Origin of the sequence: Rathayibacter sp. VKM Ac-2857 (genome assembly GCF_013205025.1) — a bacterium.
Lineage (GTDB): Bacteria > Actinomycetota > Actinomycetes > Actinomycetales > Microbacteriaceae > Rathayibacter.
The window spans coordinates 472446-491167 of the sequence record NZ_JABMLE010000003.1 but is presented as its reverse complement, the minus strand read 5'-3'; the positions used below and the strand labels follow the sequence as shown (position 1 = coordinate 491167).

Genomic DNA, 18722 nt, shown 5'->3' with positions numbered 1-18722 from the left:
CAGACGGCGCTAGCGCGGGCTAGTTGTCGAGAGGCTACTTCGGTTCGCTAGCACGCGCAACCGGGGCCGCTCCCCGACAGCTGCCGACGCCGGAGCAGCTCGGGTGGACAGGCCGTAGGCTGCTCATCGACTGGGGACGGAACGGCATGACGAACACGACGGCGACGGAGAAGCGGGTGACCGCGGCCGACATCGCGCGTGCTGTCGGCGTCTCGCGGGCGACCGTCGGCTTCGTCCTGAACGACACCCCCGGTCAGACGATCTCCGAGGCGACCAAGACCCGGGTCCTCGATGCCGCCCGTCGCCTGGGCTACCGCCCGCACCTCGCCGCGCAAGCGCTGGCTCGCGGCCGGAGCCGCATCATCCTCCTGGTGCTGCCCGACTGGCCGATGGAGTACAGCATGCGCCGGCACGTCGACGAGGCGTCGATCGCGCTCGACGAGGCCGGCTACTCCCTGGTCACGATGACACCGCATGCCGGCGGCAAGGCGCGGCCGCTCTGGGAGACGCTGCAGCCGGACGTCGTGATGGGGATGATGCCGTTCACGTCCGAGCGGGTCGAGGAGATCCGCGCAGCCGGGGTGCCCGTCGTGATCCCCGCACCGGAGGACCGCACCGAGCGAGGCGAGCTCTCCTTCACGGGAGGGCCTCGGCTGCAGGTCGAGCACCTTCTTGCGAGGGGGCATCGCCGGATCGTCTTCGCGGCCTCTTCCGACCCGCGCCTCGGCGAGCTCGTCGCGTCGCGGTTCGCGGTCGCGGCGGCGGCGGCGCTTGCGAGCGGGATCCTCGGCCTCGAGCGGGTCGACGTCGACGGTGATCACGTGAAGGAGCTGGTTGCCCAGTGGCACCGTGCCGGGATCACCGGCGTCGTGGCCTACAACGACGACATCGCCGCGCTGGTGGTCGGCGCCGCCGTTCGACTCGGGCTCGCCGTCCCGGCAGACCTCGCCGTCGTCGGTCACGACGACTCGCCGCTGGCGCGCGTGTTCCTGCCGGCGCTCACCTCTGTGCACGTCGATGACGCCGGCTTGGGACGCTACTTCGCACAGCTCGCCCTCGCCGCCGCGAAGGGCGAGTCCGCACCCGCGACGGTCCCCGACCAGCAGGTGTCCCTGATCGAGCGCGAATCCTCCTGACCGGCCGCACCCCGATGGCCGCCGCCTCGCGTCGTTGAGCGAGGCGGAGCGGTCCTGATCGACGCCTGAGAGCTCGCGGGTGTCGGCGACCGAGGTTTCCGCGGCAGATCAGTTGCGCGCGCTAGTCCTCCGCGATACTGTCCTCAGGTAGCGCGCGCTAGCGCTGTCGAATCGACGATGGAGTCTCATGACCAACAGCTTCGAGGGACCCGAGTCCCAGACGCCCCCCGTGCCGTACCCGATCCCGCAGGCGGCGGTCGCGGACGACTTCTCCCTGAAGACAGCGCCGCTGCTCTCTCAGAAGCCCGTCGGCACGAAGTACATCTGGTTCGTCGTGCTCGCTCAGTTCGGCATCTTCGTCGCCTTCATCACGCCGATCGCTATCTCGCTCGCGATCAAGGTGTCCCAGATCGCGCCGGGGCAGGAGGAGGTGCTCGGCTACATCACGGGTCTGGGAGCGCTGGCCGCGGTGATCACCACGCCTCTCTTCGGCATGCTGAGCGACCGGACCCGCTCCCGCTTCGGACGCCGACGGCCGTTCATCCTCGGCGGTGTCGTGGTCGGAACGATCGCCCTGTTCATCATGGCGACGGCGACGTCCATCCCGGTTCTGGCGCTGGGCTGGATCCTGTCCCAGATCGGGTGGGGTGCAGGCGCCCTCTCCGGTGTCACGACGAGCACCGCCGACAGGCTCTCCCCGGCACAGCGGGGCAAGGTCGCGGGCCTGGGTGGATTCGCGACCCAGGTCGCGCCGGCACTGGGTGTGGGCATCGCGGGAGCTCTCGCATACGACAACCTCCTTTTGTTCCTGGTCCCCGGCGCCATCGGCATCGTCCTGACGCTCGCGTTCGTCGGTTTCATCAAGGAGGCCGACAGTCGGGAGATGCCCCTCAACGGACGCCTCAGCCTCCCCGTGATCCTGACCAAGTTCGTCTTCAACCCCCGCAAGCACAAGGACTACGCCTGGAACTGGCTCGGACGCTTCCTCTTCTACTTCGGTCTCGCACTGAGCACGACCTACACGGCGTACTTCTTCGCTCAGCGACTCGGCGTGACCTTGCAGGAGGTCGCCGGCGTGCTCGTGCCCCTGTCCCTCATCGGCCTCGTGGCGACGACCCTCGGCGCGATCGGTGGCGGATTCCTCTCCGACAAGCTCAAGCGCCGACGAGTCTTCGTCCTCGTCTCGGCTCTGATCTACGCGGGAGGCGCGATCGTGACCGGACTCGCCCCCGGCATCGAGATGCTCTACATCGGAGGCGCTCTCACCGCGCTCGGCATCGGCACCTTCTCCGCCGTCGACCAGGCGCTCCTGCTGGACGTGCTCCCCGAGCGCGAGACGGACGCTGGCCGGTACATGGGCATCATCGGATTCGCTGCGACCATCCCCCAGTCCGTCGCCCCCCTCATCGCCCCGATCTTCGTCGGGATCGGAGTCGCCGCCAATGGCGACAAGAACTACTCGATCCTGTTCTTCCTCGCCGCCGCAGTGGTCATCGCGGGTGGCCTCGTCATCCTCCGGATCCGCTCGGTGCGCTGACCGAGCCGACCGCTCGGTCGATACTCCACGGTCGACATCGCTCCCGCTCTCATCGACGGTGAGAATCTCATCGAGATCAACGTCCAGCCGGTGAAAACCAACCGGCGTGCCGGATCGGCCGGGCTGTACATCAGCGATCCGACGGCGTACACGCAGTACCAGGCGTACGTCATTCACGAGGACGGCAAGGTCCTGCAGCCTGCAGGCCTCGTCGGACCCGTCACCCTCAGGAGCGTCACCCAGAGCAGTGCTGACCGTGCCCGCTTCGACACCCGCTGGCAACAGCGCCGCCGCCGCCGTGCGCGCCGACGGCGCTGAGGTCGCTGTCGCCCTCACAGTCACGCCGGCTCCCCCTGCGACGCGAAGCCCGACTCCGAACCCTGGAGCAGCGCCCCAGCCTTCGAGCAGCGCCAGCGCGCCGACGACCGGCGCGCACGGCTCGAATGGCGGGGGTCTCGCGTCGACCGGCTCCGATGGAGGCTGGCTATGGGCAGCCGCAGCGCTCCTCCTCGGCCTGGGTGGGCTGCTGACGCTGGCGCGCCGTGACTCGAGGACGGAGCGCCGTCCTTCGGACCCGCTAGCGGTGCCTGGAGACAGATCAATGTGTACGATCGTACACTTATCGTCATGATGGACATCGACTGGGCCTCCGGCTCCTGGACCACCGCACCCGCCCGCTCCGACATCGCGGAGGACGGGCTGCGGGTCACGGCGAAGCAGGAGAGCGACGCCTGGCGCATCACCTCCTACGGGTTCGTTCACGACACCGAGCACGCCCTCCTCGCGCCGCTCGAGCAGGACACGGCCGTCGAGGTGTCCTTCCGCCTCGACTTCTCCGCCCAGTTCGACCAGGCCGGGATCTTCGTGAAGGTCGACGACGCGACCTGGATCAAGACCGGTGTCGAGCGGAGCGACGGCCAGGACAGCCTCGGTGCGGTCGTCACCCGCGGCGTCTCGGACTGGTCGCTCTCGCCCGTCCCGGACTGGCACGGACGGCTCGTCACGGTGCGCGCCAGCCGGTCCGGCGACGCCCTGACCGTCCGGGCCCGCGCGGACGACGAGCCGTGGCGACTGGTACGAGTCGCGCCCCTCGACCCCGAGGCGGCGGTGTCCGCGGGGCCGTTCTGCTGCGCGCCGTCCAGCGACGACCTCACGGTCCATTTCGCCGCCTGGCGGACCGGGCCTGCCGACACGAGCCTCCACCCTGAGGGCTGACTCGTCGTCGACGGGGGCGGTGAGCCCGATGGGTTGAAGCACGTGGGCATGCCGGTCGTCGTGGAGGGGGCTCGCGGAACAGCCCAGGGGCGAGGTGAGTGACGTCGCCCGCGGACCGGCGCTCGATCGGCCCGTCAGTGCGCAGTCACCCGATCGACCCACGTCGCGCTGACCTTGGCGCTGTCCGTGGGCGGCATGCTCGCCCGGTCGACCTCGACGATGATCCATCCGCCGAATTCCCCGGGCAGGGCGGCCAGCACTCCGTCGAGATCGATGCCGCCGAGGCCGGGCTCGAGGAAGATCCCGCTGTCGGTGGCGCGGTCGTAGGCGGTCGGCGTCGCCCGGCTGGCCTCCGCGATGCCGAGATCGAGGTCCTTGATGTGCAGATCCACGAGCCGGTCGGAGTAGCGCCGCAGGATCGCGATCGGGTCGATCCCCGCCCAGACCAGGTGGCCGACGTCGAACGAGGCGCCGAGCAGGTCGGCGTCGATCGCGCCGAGCACGCGGTCGATCTCGTGCTCCGTCTCGACCCAGGTCCCGACGTGGTTGTGCAGTCCGGCGCGGACGCCCTCAGCGCGCAGCACCTCCGCCGCATCGCCCAGGAGCTCGATCACGCGGTCGAGCCGCGCCTCGTCGAACAGGGCACCGACCGCCACGGCCTCGCGCGTGCGGACCACTCCCGGCTCGAAGCTCACCTCCGGTGCGAGGAACACCGTGTCGAGACCGACGTAGTTCGATTCCTCCGCTTTGCGGCGCACGCCGTCGAACCAGTGGATCCACTCGGCCGAGCCGCGCTGGAAGCTGCGGCCGTGGTCCTCGGGGAGGGCGATCGAGGCGTAGCCGGGGGCGAGCGCGAGGCCGGAGTCCTCGATCATCCGGGCGTAGTCCTGCAGGGTCTGCGTCGCGAGGACTTCCAGCATCGTGGCGCCGAAGCCGGACTCGCGGATCTCGCGGAGCACGTCCGGGTAGTCGTCCCGGAAGTCCGGGTCGGCGAAGCGCCAGAGCGATTCGCTCGTCGGGTCGGCGGGGTCGGCCTTCACGTTGATCCACTGGATGGCGTTGAGGGCGAACTGGGAGCGGCGGAGCATGGCGGGCCTTTCGAGTCGAGTGGAGCGGAGACGGGAGCGGCGACGGCTCAGTCGGCGGCGCGGGCGTTGTAGACGAGCACCTCGCCCGCGTCCACGTGCGCGCGGTAGGCGCGGAAGACCTCCAGCGCCTCGTCGCGGAGCACGCCGTCGACGACCTCGATGCCGCGCGCCTCGAACTGCGCGGCCCAGTCCTCGCGCATCGGACCCTCGTCGAACGTGGAGATCTCCTCCAGCTCCGGACCCGACCCCGCGACCACCAGGCGCCGCACACCCGACCACAGCGTCGCTCCGTAGCACTGCACGCACGGCCGCCAGTTCACGACCAGCTCGTGCGCCGGCAGCCCCTCGCCGCCCAGGTCCCACGAGCCGAGGGCGGTCTGCGCGAGACCCAGCGCGGTGACCTCCGCGTGCCCGGAGGAGACCCCGCTGCCCAGCACCACGTTCACGCCCACCGAGACCACGCGGCCGGAGTCGCGCTCCACGACGATCGCGGCGAACGGACCGCCGTTGCCCTCGCGGAAGTTGCGGTCGGCGAGCGCGTGCACGAGGGCCATGCGGTCCTCGCGCTCGGGCAGGACCTCCGGGACGTCGCGCACGGCGTCCTCGATCCAGGCGGGCAGGGCGATCTCGTAGCGGGTGGCGAGGCGGTCGATGTTCACGGGGTCCTCCTGGGGAGCAGCGGATGGAAGAGGGTCAGACTCGCGCGGCCGCGAGTTCGGCTAGCACGGCTCGGGTCGCCCGGACGGCGGTGATCGTGCCGGTCAGCGTCGCGTTGCAGACGATCGGCGTCGGGATCACGCCGTTGCCGGCGAGATAGAGGCCCTCGACGCCCCAGACCCGGCCGGTCGGGTCGCAGACGCTCGCACCGTCATCGGTGTCTCCGGACCGGACGGTCCCGGTCAGGTGCAGGGAGGATCCCGGCGCGAGGACGGCGCATTCGGTCGACGGGTCGAAGGCGCCGAAGCGTTCGGCGATCTCGCGGACGCGCTCCTGGGCCGCCGCGATCAGCTCGCGGTCGCGATCGCTGTACTCGAAGTCGACCCGGAGCCGGGGCAGGCCGGTGACGTCCACCTCGTCCTCGGAGAACACAAGCCGGTTCTCCGGCCGCGACTCGACGGGGGTGTAGAAGGAGAGACCGACGGAGTAGGCGAACGGCTCGTGCTGCTCGTCGATGAAGACGGTGTTCATGATCTGACCGTGGAAGGGCTGAGCGCCGCCGTTCTGAGGCAGCCAGAGCGAGTCGGTCGCGAACTCGCCCTCGCGCAGACGCGGCAGCGACCCCCCGGCGAGGGCGAAGCGCTCGAGGTCCATCACCACGCGAGCGGTGACGAAGGCGTGCTCGTTCAGGTACTGGCCGAGCGCGGCCGGGCGGATGCCCGAGGCGAAGAGGAGCTGCGGCGTCCGGACCGCATCGGCGCAGACCACGGTCGTGCGCGCGTCGATGTCGTACTCGCGACCGGTGGCGATCTCGCGCGCCCGGACCCCGACGGCGCGGTCGCCGTCGCGGCGGATCGCGACCGCGAGGGTCCCCGGCCGCAGCTCGAACGCGTCGTCGCCGCCGTGCGCGATCGGCGGGAAGATCCGGCTCGGCCCGGTGCGCAGGAGCGGCCCAGTGGGGTTGCCCGCGACGGCCATCGGCATCGGCTGCGGGCCCCGTCCCGGCGCGCTCACCTCGCCGAAGGCGTCCTCGAGGACGTCGAGGACGACCTGTCCCGGGGCGGTGGGTCCGAGCGGGGACGGGTGGACGTCGAGCAGCCGGCGCGCCCGATCGAGGTCCTGCTCCCACTGCGCGGCGTCGCCGCCGTCGAAGACCTCGTCGCCCGCCGGCCAGGGGGTCGCTGCGGTCCAGTGCACGCCCATCCCGCCGACGTTCCAAGAAACCGCGCCTGCGGGCATCGCCGCGGCGTCCTCGCCCAGTGCCGAGAGGTTGTACATCCCGGGCGCGACCGAGCGCAGCTCGTCGGTGATGTCGGGGGTCACATCCGCCCCGGTGTACATGCCCTGCACGCCGGTGGCCACCCGCTGGTTGTAGCGGCTCCAGATCGCGGGCTCCTCGCTGTCGTGCAGATGGAGGCCGGCGACCGAGCCGACGGCGGGGCCTCCGTCGATCATCAGGATCCGGAGTGCGGGGTCGGCGTCGCGGAGTCCGCGGGCGAGCGCGGCCCCCATGATCCCGCTCCCGATGAGCAGGACGTCGACGGGCGTGGTGGTCTCAGGCATGGTGCTCCTGTCGAACCGCGCGAGGAACGCGCGGGGTGGGGAAGAGGACGAGGTCAGACCGCGCGCTCGGCGGCGGCGGTGAGGGTGGGGCCGTAGAAGGCGCCGTCCATGCGGTCGAGGGCGAACTTCACCGCGCCCAGTAGGGGTGCGTCGGTGCCGAGCGCTGTGGAGCGGATGGGAACGTCGAGCGTGCGCAGCGTTGCAAGCGCGTCGACGAGCCGCGGGAGGAGGATGTCGGCCGCGTCCTCGAGCCCGCCGCCGAGGACGAACAGGTCGGGCGAGACCGTCCACGCCAGAGCCGAGAGCAGGCCGGCGAGGTGCTCGACGAAGGCGTCGAGCTCGCGCAGTGCCTCCGGGTCGCCCGCGCGCGCGGCCTCGACGGCCAGGAGGGCACTCGCACGATGCTCGCGGCGCGGGGAGCTCAGCCGGCCGAACGGGGTGTTCTCCATCCGGCTCGCACCGAGCGCACCGGCCTCGACGACCTCGCCGGCCGCTCCGCGGAAGCCGCGGTGCACGGACCCGTCGATGACGAGGCCGATACCGGTTCGGTCGCCGAAGATGCACCAGGCGGAGGTCCTGGAGTGCGCGCCCACGCCGCGCCACCGCTCGGCGAGGGCGGCCAGGTTGGCGTCGTTGTCGGCGAAGACCGGCACTCCGAGCCGAGCGGAGACGACCTCCGCGACCGCGAAGCCGCTCCAGCGCGGGGAGTTGACGAGCCGCGTGACGACGCCGTCCTCGTCGATCGCGCCACCGGCCGCGATGGCACCGGCGCGGATCAGATCGCTCGACCGGCCGGAGTCGGCGACCGCCGCCTCGATCGCGAGGACCGCGTCCTCGACCGTGGCCTCGGGCGCGTGGTAGTCCCGCAGGGGGCGCAGGTCGCGGCCGAGGATCCGCCCGCGGATGTCGCAGACGACCGCCGACGCATAGTCGGTGTCGATGCGGACGGCCGCGACGAGGGCACGGTCAGCACGGAAGCGGAACGTGCGCGGCGGCCGGCCGACGTCGGAACGGGCTGGATCGGGTGCGGTCTCCTCGACCCAGCCCTCCTCGCTGAGGCGCACCAGGATGAGCTCGACCGTGCGGCGGGAGAGCTGCACCTCATTGACCAGGACGGCCATGGTCACCGGGTCCTCGTGCTCGGCGAGGGCGCGCAGCACGACTCCCGAGTTGAGTCGACGGAGGGTGCTCGGCGCCACTCCTGCGCTCATGCGCTCCTCCCCCACGTCCGCGGTGCCGGGCCCCGGCACGCCCTGTCCGTCGGTGAGCAGATCCTGCGTGACACGGGCACCACCCCCGATCGATCCGCTCATTTCAGGCCCGTCGCGACGATACCCTGCACGAAGTAGCGCTGCAGGAGCAGGAAGAGCACCAGCACCGGCAGCATCACGACCACCGCGCCGGCCAGCACGAGCCCGTAGTCGGTGACGTTCTGCGCCGCCTGCCGCGTGGCCGCCAGGCCCACCGGGAGCGTGTAGGTCGAGGCGTCCTGCGCGACCAGCAGCGGCCAGATGAAGTTGTTCCACGCGGCGAGGAACGACATGATCGTCACCGTCGCGAGCGCGGGCCCCGCGAGCGGCAGGAACACCTGGGCGAAGATCCGCAGCTCGCTCGCTCCGTCGATCCGCGCGGCCTCGAGGAGCTCCTCCGGGACGCTCTCCGCGAACTGGCGGACGATGAAGATCGAGATCGGCAGCACGAGCGAGGGCAGCGCGATGCCGGCCAGCGTGTTCACCAGTCCCAGGCGCACCGTGACCACGAACTGCGGCACGAAGACCGCCGAGAACGGCATCATCAGCGAGATCAGCACCGCGGCCATGGCGAACCGCTTGCCCGCGAAGTCGAGCTTGGCGAGCGCGTAGCCGGCGGCGGCCGCGGCGACCGCGTTCCCGGCCACGACGACTCCGGCGACGATCAGGCTGTTGGCGAGGTAGCCGGTGAAGCCCGCCTGCGAGAAGAGCCGGGCGAAGTTGTCGAGCGTCACCGCCGACGGGAGCCACGCACCGGGGTCGGCGCTGATGTCGGCCGTCGTGCGCAGCGACCCGGAGATCACCCAGACGAAGGGCAGCAGGGTGATCGCCGCGAGCAGCGCGAGCAGCGGGTAGAGCACGAGGTGGCGCCGGCGCTCGGCCGAGGCGCGCGTGCCGGTCTCCCGGGCGGGCGGACGCGGCGGCGCGGGAGCCGTCGCGGTGGGCCGGGGGGCGGTGGTGACGGTCATGAGCGGGACCTCAGCAGACGGAACTGCAGCGCGCTGACGAGCACGACGATGAGCAGGAGGAGGAAGGAGGCGGCCGAGGACAGGCCGATGTTGCCGAAGCCGAACTGGCGATAGGTGTACAGCGCCATCGACTCGGTCGAGCCGACCGGACCGCCGCCCGTGAGCAGGTACGGCTCATCGAAGACCTGGAGGAAGAAGACCGACAGCAGCACCGAGATCAGCAGCGTGGTGGGCATCAGCAGCGGCACGGTGATCGAGACCAGGCGACGCCACGGACTCGCCCCGTCGAGCGAGGCGGCCTCGTGCACGTCCTCCGGCACCGACTGCAGTCCGGCGAGGAACAGGAGCATCGCCGTGCCGAAGTTGCGCCAGATGCCGAGGAGGATCACCACGGGCATGGCGAGCTGCTCGTCGCCGAGCCAGTTGGGTCCGGCGAAGCCGATCGCGCCGAGCACCTCGTTGACGGTTCCGTTCTGGTTGAACGCGTACTGCCAGATCAGTGCCACGGAGACGATGTTGGTCACCACGGGGGCGTAGAAGAGGGCGCGGAAGACACCGCGCAGGCGCCGGATGCCCGAGTCGAGCGCGAGCGCGAGCACGAAGCCCACGAGCATCGTGACGGGCACGCCGATGACGACGAAGTACAGGGTGTTGAGCAGCGCGCGGAGGAACGCGGCGTCGCTCAGGAGGGTCGCGTAGTTCGCGAGCCCGGTGAACTCGACGCCGAACGGCTGCTGCAGATCGGCACCGCGGATGTCGGTGACGCTCATGCCGATCGAGGCGAGCACGGGGATGGCCGTGAACACCACGAAGATCACGGCGAAGGGGGCGAGGAAGAGCCAGGCGATGCCGGAGTGGCGCCCGTGGCGGGAGCGGCGCTCGCGCACCGCTCCCGCCGCGGACCGGCCGGCGAGGGCGGTCAGAGCCACGTCGTCACTCCGTGCCGATCGAGTCGGCCTGCTTCTGCACGGCGGCGAGGGCGTCGGCGGCCGACTCCTTGCCCCGGGCGACCTTCTCCATCTCCTGGCCGAGCAGCGTCGACACCTGCGTCCACGTGCTGACGGCGGGCAGCGGCTCGACGTTCTGGAGCTGCTCGAAGAACGCGTCGAGCAGGGGCTGGTCGGCGATCACCGGGTCCTGCCACGCGTCGACCACGGCGGGCATGCTGCCGGCCGCCTCGTACTGCGCGATCTGGGTGTCCTGCTCCGCCGTGGCACGGACGACCTTCCACGCCGACGCGGCGTTGTCGGAGCCGGCGGTCACTCCCCAGCTGCCTCCGGCGAGCTGCCCGGAGCCGCTGTCGGGGCCGGCGGGGAGGACGGCGGTCGCGATGTGCGAGTCGGTCCAGCCCTCCTCCCCGGCGGTCGTGTCGAGAGTCGCGACGACCCAGGGGCCGCTGATCATCGAGCCCGTCCGCCCGGACACGAGGTACGGCTGGGCGTCGAGGAACTGCGGGGTGTCGGGCGAGGAGACGCCGTCGGTGAAGACGGACGCGTTGTACTCGGCCGCCGCGAGCATCTCGGGGGTGTCCAGGGTCCACTCCGAGCCGTCCTCGCTCAGCAGATCGGCACCCGCCTGGTGCGCGTAGGTCACGAGGGCCTGGCCGTTGTAGGTGTCCCAGCCGACCTCCGCGCCGTAACCGCTCTCGGCCCCGCCCGCTTCAAGTCCCTCGAAGAACGGGATGGTCTCGTCCCACGTCGTCGGGGCGCTCACCCCGCCCGCGTCCGCGAAGTCGGAGCGGTAGATCAGCACCCGCGTGTAGGCGTACCAGGGCACGGAGTAGGTCGCGCCGTCGCGCTCGCCGGCCTCCCAGGAGCCCTCGAAGAAGCTGCTCGAATCGACCAGACCGTCGGGCACCGGCGCGAAGGCGTCGGAGGCGAGGAACTGCGCCTGCGCCTCCGTGTAGAGGAAGGCGATGTCGGGCGCGGTGCCCGCGGCGACGGCGGTCTGCAGCTTGGTGTTGTACTCATCGGAGGGGACCAGAGTGATCTCGAGATCGAGGTCCGGATTCTCGGCCCGGTAGTCGGCGAGGACCGCGTCGAGCTGCGTGGCGTCCCCGTCCGGCGCCCAGAGGGTGACGGTGCCGGTAGCCGCGGAGTCGTCGACCGTGGTGACGGCGGCGGCGGTGCCGACGTCGGCCGAGCGGCCGCAACCGGTGAGGACGAGGGCCGTCACGGCGACGGCACCGCCGACTAGGGCGAGGCGGGAGGTGCGCTTCATGGGGGCTCCTGGGGTCCGGGCTAATTTCGCTACTTTGTAGCAGAAATGGGCGCGAGGCGAGGGGATGGAGGGGGTGCGTAAGTCGCGGGCTCCGGGTTGACCGAATCATGCGACGTTGTAGCGGAAGTGCGGCGGGAAAGTCCCGGTCGAAGCCGGGTCGTGAACGAACCTAGGCCCCGGGTGTTTCAAGCGCATTACCTCCTCAGCACGCTCTCATTACAGTCCGGCCCGAGGTCCGCGCTCGGGGGTCTCGACGGCTCCGGCCGACCACGATGCGCTGGACGCTCGCGGGTACCGTCGTAGGGGCGCCGAGGCTGTCAGGCAGGGGGATCTTCAGGAGGAGGGCGGTGTGAGCGCGGTGAACGCCGACCGCGACGGAACGCCGACGGGTTAGCGGAGCTCGCCCCCGGTGCCGAGCAGCATTCGGAGCCCGTGTGCGAAGAGAACGTGGGAGGAGAAGTAGTCGTGGCCGAGCGGGCCGGTGAGGAGCGTGACGTCGAAGCCGAGCTGTCGGAGGAGGCCGGTGAACTCGTGGGCGGCCGTGTAGAGCGACGGGATATCGAGGACACGGTCGACCTCCAGCTCGCCGACGGTGAGCACGAAGCGCGTGCCGGGGGCCGGCGGCGCGGCGCGGAAACGGGCGTACGAGCTGCAGCGGATGAAGGAGGGCGCTCCGCATCAGGTGTTCGAGCCCGACGATCTCAGGTTGATCGCCCACAACTACGCGGGCCGACGAGCCGTTCTCAGCGACCCCTATGCGTTCCCGGCGAATGGTGACCTAAGTGGCCAGCCTCCGATCCTGATCGTCACTTCCGAGTACGACAGCATCAGACCGTCAGGCGAGGCATATGCAAGGGCCGTCGAGGAGGCCGGGGGCGATGTGTCGCTCATCATCGTGCAAGCCGCCCCGCACGCCGCCCTCGTCGACCTCGACAGTGCGCCTGGTGCCCAGACACTCTCCACGATCATCGGCTGGTTGCTCGACACGGCACGATCTGGAGGCTGAGCTCACGGTTGGCCGTCCTCCTCGCGGTGTCGAGGGCCTTCCGGGTGCTTGTCGGGACGGTCGTTCTCGAAGGGTCGCCACGAGACCCGCTTCCCGGGAAACGAGGCTGCGCATCCAAAAATCGAGATTTTGTCAGTTTGTAAGCGGAGCGGCGTTTGGAAGCTGCGACCGAGCCAACCCTCGGAGGGACGCCACTGCGGCGCCTCCGAGGGTTGGTGTTACGGAGTGGTCGGAAGGGTCAGCGACTGTCCGGCGCCGGCCGACACGGTCACTGGAGTGGGAAGCACGCCGCCGCGGTAGTTGAGGGATCCGCCCGAGACGACGAGTCGGATCTGGTGTCCCGGGGCGAACCGGTGCACGATTCCGGGCAGGCTGACCTCGACCGGCTTGGACACGTCGGCGATGCGGACCGGGCTGACCAGGCCGTTGATCACGGTCGCTGTCCCGTCGGGTGCGACGTCGAGGAGCTTCACGAAGACGACCAGCTGTCCGGAGGGGCCCATTCCCTGCGTCAGCTGCGCCGTCGGAGCGTCGACCTCGAGTGTCGCTTTGGGGATACCGACGACGTCGACGGGCTGGCTCAGCGTGGCCGACGACCAGGCGACTGCGGTTCCCGGGAGATCGAGCTCGGGCAGTGGCGTGAAGGGCACGAGCGAGCTGACCGCGTGGGCGGGCTCGATCGAGGTCGGCGCGCCCGCTCCGACCGTCACGAACGCCTGGCTGCCCGGCAGGATCGACGAGGTCGAGTCCACCAGGCCTCCGGCTCCCGAGAGGTACATCTTCTTGGCGGTGTTCGTCGAGGGATACGACGGTGCCTTGACGTACGCGGGCTGGGCCGGACCGGAGTAGTTGACCCAGTCGCGGAAGTACTCGAATCCGGCGCCGGTATCGACCTTCTTGCCCTTGAGGTAGAAGTCGAACCAGTTGAGGTAGCGCTGGGGCAGGTATTCGGTGGTGAAGTCGGGGTTCTCGTAGGTGAGCTCGCCGGCGACGGGTCCGGAGTCGTGGCCCCATTCGTGCCAGATCATCTTCACGGGAGTGCTCTGTTGCTTGAGTGCCTTGTAGGTCGCGACAGCCTGGTTGACCGGGAAGACGGTGTCCCTCAGACCGTGGCTGAGCAGCACGGGAACCTTGATGATGGTGATGTAGCTCGCGACGGAGTCCTCGCGGAGCTCGCTGATCTGGTCGAGAGTGAGCGAACCGGTAGTCAGTCCGGACAGGACCGCTTGGCAGAAGTAGTCCTCAAGGCCAGGGCAGCCCTGAATGGTCTGGGGGTCGGTCGGCTGGGTGAGCCAGCTCTTGGCCTGCAGAGCGAGGAGTGCGCTGAGCCAGACGGTCTTGGCGACGCCGGGTGTGTCTCCGGGGACGGAGGTCTGGACGCCGTCGTTCGGGGCGAGGGCCTGGCTGAAGTCGTTCCAGGTGATCATGGGGATGATGGTGTCGATGCGGTGGTCGACACTGGCGGCCGAGAACTGTGCGCCGCCGCCGTAGGACATGCCGAACATGCCGACTCGTGGGTCGTTCGGGCGGGCGACGCCGTCGTGGTCCTTCTGGTCTTTCTGGATCACGTTCAGTGGAGTGATCGCGTTCGTGTGCGCGGCGTCCGTGTAGGCGATACCGGCGGCTCCACCGAGGAAGCTCACCAACTGGCTGGCGGCTTTGCCGTCGTAGTCGCGGTCGTCGATCGTGACGTTGCACGATGATCCGCCGAATCCGAGGCCGGAGTAGCTGAGAACGGCGTAGCCGCGCTCAGCGAAGCCGCGAGCCAGGCCGGCTGATTCGTCCTTCGAGGCGCCCCACCCGTTCGTGGTCAGCAGCGCGGGGACGCGGTTGGTCGAGGTGGTGTCAGCGGGGAGGTACAGATCGCCGATGATGTCGCATTTCGTCGAGTCGTCGGGTCCGACCGCGACGGCGAAGTGGAGCGCCTGGGTCGTGTACCCGGAGGCGGCGTTCGCCGGCGTGGCAGTGAGGCTCACTCCCCCGCCGATCAGTGCCACTGTGGCCGCGAGTGCGACCCCTCTGCGGGTCGTTGAGGGGTGTCGTCGCCGGGGCTGTCCCTTGATTGGCACTGACGAACTTCTCTGCACGGTATCTCCTTTGATCCTGCGGGTTGCCTAGCGTGGTGAGACCGGAAGGCCCCGCTCGAGGGGGCGAGACGGGGCCTTGCGGTACTAGTGGGTGTCGCATGCTTTCGGCGCGGAGGGCCGCGAAGCTGGCGAGGGTGCTCGTGCGTCAGTGGTCGTGCAACGTGAGCGGCGTCAGTTCACGAGCGGGACGGTGCTCACCTTCTCCTCGACGGGGCTCTCGACGGCCTCGAACTCAGCGGAGCGGCGATTCCGGAAGGTGAACCAGAGGGCGATGGTGGATCCGAGGGTGACGATGCTCAGCACGCCGTAGAACAGCTGGCCGTTCGCGAGCAGGAGACCGGGGGTGACGGCCTGCACGAAGACGGGGACGAAGCGGCCCACGGCCATGATCGTGCCCTGCGCGGTGCCGCGCAGCAGGGTCGGGAACGCCTCCTGCATCCAGACCTTGAGGATCGTCTCGAAGGCGAAGCACATGCCGAGATTGCTGAGGGCGATGCCCGCGATCAGAGTGGGGAGGCTGAAGCCGAAGAGAGCGATGATCGCGTAGCCCGAGACCATCATCACGGAGCCGATCGCGAAGTAGGTCATCCGCCACTTGGTGTCGACGATGCGGGCGAACCAGAGCGTTGCGCCGATGGCGAGGACGGAGATCACGAGGACGATGAGCGAGAAGGTCTGCACGTCGACGTCGGCGAGGTTGACGGCGATGAACGCTCCGAAGCCGGCGATGGTGCCCGCTCCGATGGCCAGCAGCGAGTAGGTCACTGCGAGGACGAGGAGGGGGACGAGGTAGGGCGCGCGGGCGAGGTCGCGGACTCGGGTGCCGCCGGAGGTGGCGGCGACGGTGCTGATGCCGCGGGTCTGCAGCCAGAGCTGCGACTCGGGGATCGTCAGACGCAGGGCGAGGACGATGAGCGCGATGACGCCGACCTGGCCGAAGAGAATCTGTCCGGCGATCAGTCCCAGGTTCCCGATGGCGGCCGAGACGGCGAGGGTCACGAGGATGCCGGCGGTCCAGAGGACGTGGGAGAAGACGATGGCGCTGCCGCGGTTCGCGTTGGTGGCCGCCTCGGAGATCGTGGCGAGCGAGACCGGCAGGTCGGCTCCGATTCCGGCGCCCATGAGGATGATGCCCGCGACGATGATCGGGAAGGAGCCGCCGATGGTGAGCAGTGTCGCCCCTACGGCGATGAAGACCATCGTGATCGTGAAGATGCGGCGCCGGCCGAACCGGTCGCCGAGTCGGCCGCCGACGACGGAGCCGAGACCGACGAACAGGGTCAGGAGGGCGGTCAGGATGCCGAGCTGATCCGCGGTGATGCCGATGGCCTGCTGGTAGATGACCAGCGCGAGACCGGTCGAGACGAGCGCGGCGGCGTCGAGGTAGGACGCGAGTCCGCACACGACGGTGACGAACCGGAAGCCGGGTTCTCTGCGGGTCTTCGGTGCGGACACGGGATCTCCTTTGATCGGGATAGCAATACTGATTCGAATCAGTGGATCGAGTCAGTACGGTACTGCGCGCCCGCGGCGAACGCAAGGACCGAGAAGAATCCGCTCGACGAACGACTTCAGGCCTGCTGATCGGACCCCGCCTACCGAACGCCTCGACGCGGTGCTAGGTTGCTGAATCGAATCAGTGGTGATGCTCGCATCGACGCGGTTCAGCGTTCGATCTCATCCCCCGCGTCGCCTCTGCCTCACTTTCGAAGGAACCGTCCGATGACCCATCCCCTCGTCTCGCGTCTGACCCTGGCCGAGAAAGCTGCTCTCGTCTCCGGTGCCACGTTCTGGACCACCACGGCGATCGAGCGCCTCGGCATCGAGGCCCTGACTCTGTCGGACGGTCCCCACGGAGTCCGGTTCCAGCCCGCCGGCACCGACCACCTCGGGCTGAACGCGAGCGTGCCGGCGACCGCATTCCCCACGGCGTCCTCGCTCGGATCCTCCTGGGACAGGGAGCTCGCGACGCGGGTCGGCGAGGCGCTGGGCCGGGAGGCCCGCGCGCTCGGAGTCGACATCCTTCTCGGGCCGGGCGTCAACATCAAGCGCTCCCCCCTGTGCGGCCGGAACTTCGAGTACCTCTCCGAGGACCCCTTCCTCTCGGGCGCCCTCGGCGCGGCGTGGACGGACGGTGTCCAGTCGCGCGGTGTCGGCGTCTCGGTGAAGCACTTCGCCGCCAACAACCAGGAGTCCGACCGGATGCGCATCAGCGCGGACGTGGACGAGCGCACCCTCCGCGAGATCTACCTTCCGGCCTTCGAGACCGTCGTCACCCGCTCCCGGCCGGCCACGGTGATGAGCTCCTACAACCGCATCAACGGCGTGCACGCGTCGCAGAACACCCGGCTGCTCACCGACCTGCTCCGCGAGGAGTGGGGCTTCGAGGGCTTCGTCGTGTCCGACTGGGGTGGAGTCGTCGACCCCGTCGCTGCAGTCGCTGCCGGGAACGACCTCGAAATGCCCTCCACAGGGGACCGCGGCCCGACCGCGATCGCGGCCGCCGTCGACGGCGGAGAGCTCGACGAGGCCCTCCTCGATGCCGCCGTGTCGCGCATCCTCACCGTCAACGACGCACTGCGCGCCCGCCGCGAGACGCAAACCGCCCTCGACCTGGACGCGCACCACCAGCTCGCGCGCCGCGCCGCGGCCGCAGGGGCCGTGCTGCTCGCGAACGACACCGGCCTCCTCCCCCTGGACGCAGCCGGTACCGGGAGCATCGCGGTCATCGGTGAGTTCGCGCGCACGCCCCGGTACCAGGGCGCCGGCAGCTCCCACATCAACCCCACCCGGCTCGACGACGCGCTGACCGCGATCCGGGCCCGCACCCAGCGGGAGGTCGCCTTCGAGGCCGGCTTCACGCTTGAGAAGACCACTTCCGAGCAGACGGAGGAGCTCGCATCGGCCGCCGTTGCGGCGGCGGAGAAGGCGGACGTCGTCGTCCTGTTCCTCGGTCTGCCCGACTCCGCCGAGTCCGAAGGGTTCGACCGCACCCACCTCCGCCTTCCTGCGGATCAGCTCGCGCTGCTCGAGCGGATCCGCGGCGTGAACGCGTCGACCGTCGTCGTTCTCAGCAACGGTTCCGTCGTGTCGCTCGAGGGCATCGCCGGCAGCGTCCCGGCGGTCCTCGAGATGTGGCTGGGCGGTCAGGCCTCCGGATCCGCTGCCTGCGACGTCCTCTTCGGAGACTCCGAGCCGGGAGGCCGGCTCGCCGAGACAATCCCCCACCGCCTCACCGACACCCCCGCGATCGGCAATTGGCCGGGCGCGAACGGCCACGTGCTCTACGGCGAGCGGATCTACGTGGGGTACCGCTGGTACGACCTCACCGACCGCGACGTCGCCTTCCCCTTCGGACACGGACTCGGCTACACCTCCTACAGCTACACCGACCTCGCCGTGCACATCGCCGATGCGAGCGTCGCCGCAGCCGAGGTGGAGATCACGGTGACCAATACCGGTGCGAGGACAGGCTCCGAGGTCGTGCAGCTCTACGTCGGTGATCCCGACGCGAGCGTCGACCGCCCCGGCCGCGAGTTGCGCGCGTTCGAGAAGATACAGCTCGCACCCGGGGAGTCCCAGCGCGTGCGCTTCGCGCTCGGCGAGCGCGCATTCGCCTTCTGGAGCGAGGAGGGCTGGCTGGTGGAGCCGGGCGCCTTCACGATCGAGGTCGGAGCGTCCTCCCGCGACCTCCGCGCACGCGAGCAGATCGTCCTCGAGGTGCCGGTCCCCGTGCGGGAGCTCACCCTGTCCTCCTCGTTGAAGGAGTGGATGACGCACCCCACCGGTTCCGCCGCCTTCGCCGAGCTGCTCGGGACACTGGGCCCGGGCGCCGCGCTGCTGGATGACCCGGAGACACTCCGGATCGCGGAGTCGATGCCGCTCCCGACCGTCGTCTCGATCGCCGGCACCGCGGACGGCGCCGACATCGTCCAGCAGCTGCTCACGTCCCTCGAGACCACCCCGACCCGCTGACGAGCGAACACGATCCTCCG

The 18722-nt window shown here is 69.9% G+C and carries 16 protein-coding genes; 6 read left to right on the top strand and 10 right to left on the bottom strand.

Features of this window, described 5'->3' with window-relative positions:
- The first annotated feature begins 146 nt into the window (after window positions 1-146).
- The 4 genes from HQQ86_RS15815 (at window position 147) to HQQ86_RS15800 (ending at window position 3888) form a co-directional block, all read left to right on the top strand.
- Entirely contained in the window at window positions 147-1136 is a 990-nt protein-coding gene (locus tag HQQ86_RS15815) for a LacI family DNA-binding transcriptional regulator (RefSeq protein ID WP_173289201.1), read from the top strand.
- A 187-nt stretch (window positions 1137-1323) separates the two neighbouring features.
- Entirely contained in the window at window positions 1324-2673 is a 1350-nt protein-coding gene (locus tag HQQ86_RS15810) for an MFS transporter (RefSeq protein WP_173289200.1), read from the top strand.
- Window positions 2674-2763: 90 nt separating this feature from the next.
- The gene (locus HQQ86_RS15805) at window positions 2764-2991 is read left to right on the top strand and encodes a hypothetical protein (protein WP_173289199.1); all 228 of its coding nucleotides are present in this window, start codon (window positions 2764-2766) and stop codon (window positions 2989-2991) included.
- A gap of 309 nt (window positions 2992-3300) precedes the next feature.
- Window positions 3301-3888, top strand: a complete 588-nt coding sequence (locus HQQ86_RS15800) for a DUF1349 domain-containing protein (RefSeq protein ID WP_173289198.1) — start codon at window positions 3301-3303, stop codon at window positions 3886-3888.
- 134 nt (window positions 3889-4022) lie between these two features.
- Here HQQ86_RS15800 and HQQ86_RS15795 read toward each other — a convergent pair whose 3' ends face one another.
- The 8 genes from HQQ86_RS15795 to HQQ86_RS15760 all read right to left on the bottom strand — a co-directional run bounded on the left by HQQ86_RS15795 (window position 4023) and on the right by HQQ86_RS15760 (window position 12234).
- Window positions 4023-4976, bottom strand: a complete 954-nt coding sequence (locus tag HQQ86_RS15795) for a sugar phosphate isomerase/epimerase (RefSeq protein WP_173289197.1) — start codon at window positions 4974-4976, stop codon at window positions 4023-4025.
- Window positions 4977-5023: 47 nt separating this feature from the next.
- Window positions 5024-5635 carry a nucleoside deaminase gene (locus HQQ86_RS15790; protein WP_173289196.1) on the bottom strand — a complete coding sequence of 204 codons (612 nt, stop codon included), beginning with the start codon at window positions 5633-5635 and terminating at the stop codon, window positions 5024-5026.
- A 34-nt stretch (window positions 5636-5669) separates the two neighbouring features.
- A complete protein-coding gene (locus tag HQQ86_RS15785; protein WP_173289195.1) occupies window positions 5670-7196 on the bottom strand; it encodes a GMC oxidoreductase in 1527 nt (508 codons plus the stop codon).
- Between the two features lie 53 nt (window positions 7197-7249).
- The gene (locus tag HQQ86_RS15780; RefSeq protein WP_173289194.1) at window positions 7250-8407 is read right to left on the bottom strand and encodes an ROK family protein; all 1158 of its coding nucleotides are present in this window, start codon (window positions 8405-8407) and stop codon (window positions 7250-7252) included.
- Window positions 8408-8505: 98 nt separating this feature from the next.
- Window positions 8506-9414, bottom strand: coding sequence for a carbohydrate ABC transporter permease (locus HQQ86_RS15775; protein WP_173289193.1), 909 nt, complete (start codon window positions 9412-9414; stop codon window positions 8506-8508).
- Complete coding sequence (locus tag HQQ86_RS15770) at window positions 9411-10343, bottom strand: carbohydrate ABC transporter permease (protein WP_173289192.1); 933 nt, start codon at window positions 10341-10343, stop codon at window positions 9411-9413. Before HQQ86_RS15770 ends, HQQ86_RS15775 begins: the two co-directional genes overlap by 4 nt.
- A 4-nt stretch (window positions 10344-10347) precedes the next feature.
- Entirely contained in the window at window positions 10348-11634 is a 1287-nt protein-coding gene (locus HQQ86_RS15765) for an extracellular solute-binding protein (protein ID WP_173289191.1), read from the bottom strand.
- Window positions 11635-12024: 390 nt separating this feature from the next.
- On the bottom strand, window positions 12025-12234 hold the full coding sequence (locus HQQ86_RS15760) for a hypothetical protein (RefSeq protein ID WP_173289190.1): 210 nt from the start codon (window positions 12232-12234) through the stop codon (window positions 12025-12027).
- On the opposite strand from HQQ86_RS15760, the gene HQQ86_RS15755 reads away from it, so the two are divergent.
- Window positions 12227-12640, top strand: a complete 414-nt coding sequence (locus tag HQQ86_RS15755) for an alpha/beta hydrolase fold domain-containing protein (protein ID WP_216845564.1) — start codon at window positions 12227-12229, stop codon at window positions 12638-12640. The two genes, HQQ86_RS15760 and HQQ86_RS15755, sit on opposite strands and share 8 nt — an antisense overlap.
- Window positions 12641-12858: 218 nt before the next feature.
- On the opposite strand, the gene HQQ86_RS15750 is transcribed toward HQQ86_RS15755, so the two are convergent.
- Complete coding sequence (locus tag HQQ86_RS15750) at window positions 12859-14616, bottom strand: CocE/NonD family hydrolase (RefSeq protein ID WP_173289189.1); 1758 nt, start codon at window positions 14614-14616, stop codon at window positions 12859-12861.
- Window positions 14617-14898: 282 nt separating this feature from the next.
- The gene (locus HQQ86_RS15745; RefSeq protein WP_173289188.1) at window positions 14899-16182 is read right to left on the bottom strand and encodes an MFS transporter; all 1284 of its coding nucleotides are present in this window, start codon (window positions 16180-16182) and stop codon (window positions 14899-14901) included.
- Between the two features lie 267 nt (window positions 16183-16449).
- Here HQQ86_RS15745 and HQQ86_RS15740 point away from each other — a divergent pair, with 267 nt between their 5' ends.
- Window positions 16450-18702 carry a glycoside hydrolase family 3 C-terminal domain-containing protein gene (locus HQQ86_RS15740; RefSeq protein WP_173289187.1) on the top strand — a complete coding sequence of 751 codons (2253 nt, stop codon included), beginning with the start codon at window positions 16450-16452 and terminating at the stop codon, window positions 18700-18702.
- The last annotated feature ends 20 nt before the right edge of the window (window positions 18703-18722 follow it).

Coding starts and splice junctions, on each gene's coding strand:
- HQQ86_RS15815 (WP_173289201.1), top strand. CDS start 147: ATGACGAACACGACGGCGACGGAGAAGCGGGTGACCGCGGCCGACATC.
- HQQ86_RS15775 (WP_173289193.1), bottom strand. CDS start 9,414: ATGACCGTCACCACCGCCCCCCGGCCCACCGCGACGGCTCCCGCGCCG.
- HQQ86_RS15810 (WP_173289200.1), top strand. CDS start 1,324: ATGACCAACAGCTTCGAGGGACCCGAGTCCCAGACGCCCCCCGTGCCG.
- HQQ86_RS15780 (WP_173289194.1), bottom strand. CDS start 8,407: ATGAGCGCAGGAGTGGCGCCGAGCACCCTCCGTCGACTCAACTCGGGA.
- HQQ86_RS15740 (WP_173289187.1), top strand. CDS start 16,450: ATGACCCATCCCCTCGTCTCGCGTCTGACCCTGGCCGAGAAAGCTGCT.
- HQQ86_RS15800 (WP_173289198.1), top strand. CDS start 3,301: ATGATGGACATCGACTGGGCCTCCGGCTCCTGGACCACCGCACCCGCC.
- HQQ86_RS15795 (WP_173289197.1), bottom strand. CDS start 4,976: ATGCTCCGCCGCTCCCAGTTCGCCCTCAACGCCATCCAGTGGATCAAC.
- HQQ86_RS15785 (WP_173289195.1), bottom strand. CDS start 7,196: ATGCCTGAGACCACCACGCCCGTCGACGTCCTGCTCATCGGGAGCGGG.
- HQQ86_RS15765 (WP_173289191.1), bottom strand. CDS start 11,634: ATGAAGCGCACCTCCCGCCTCGCCCTAGTCGGCGGTGCCGTCGCCGTG.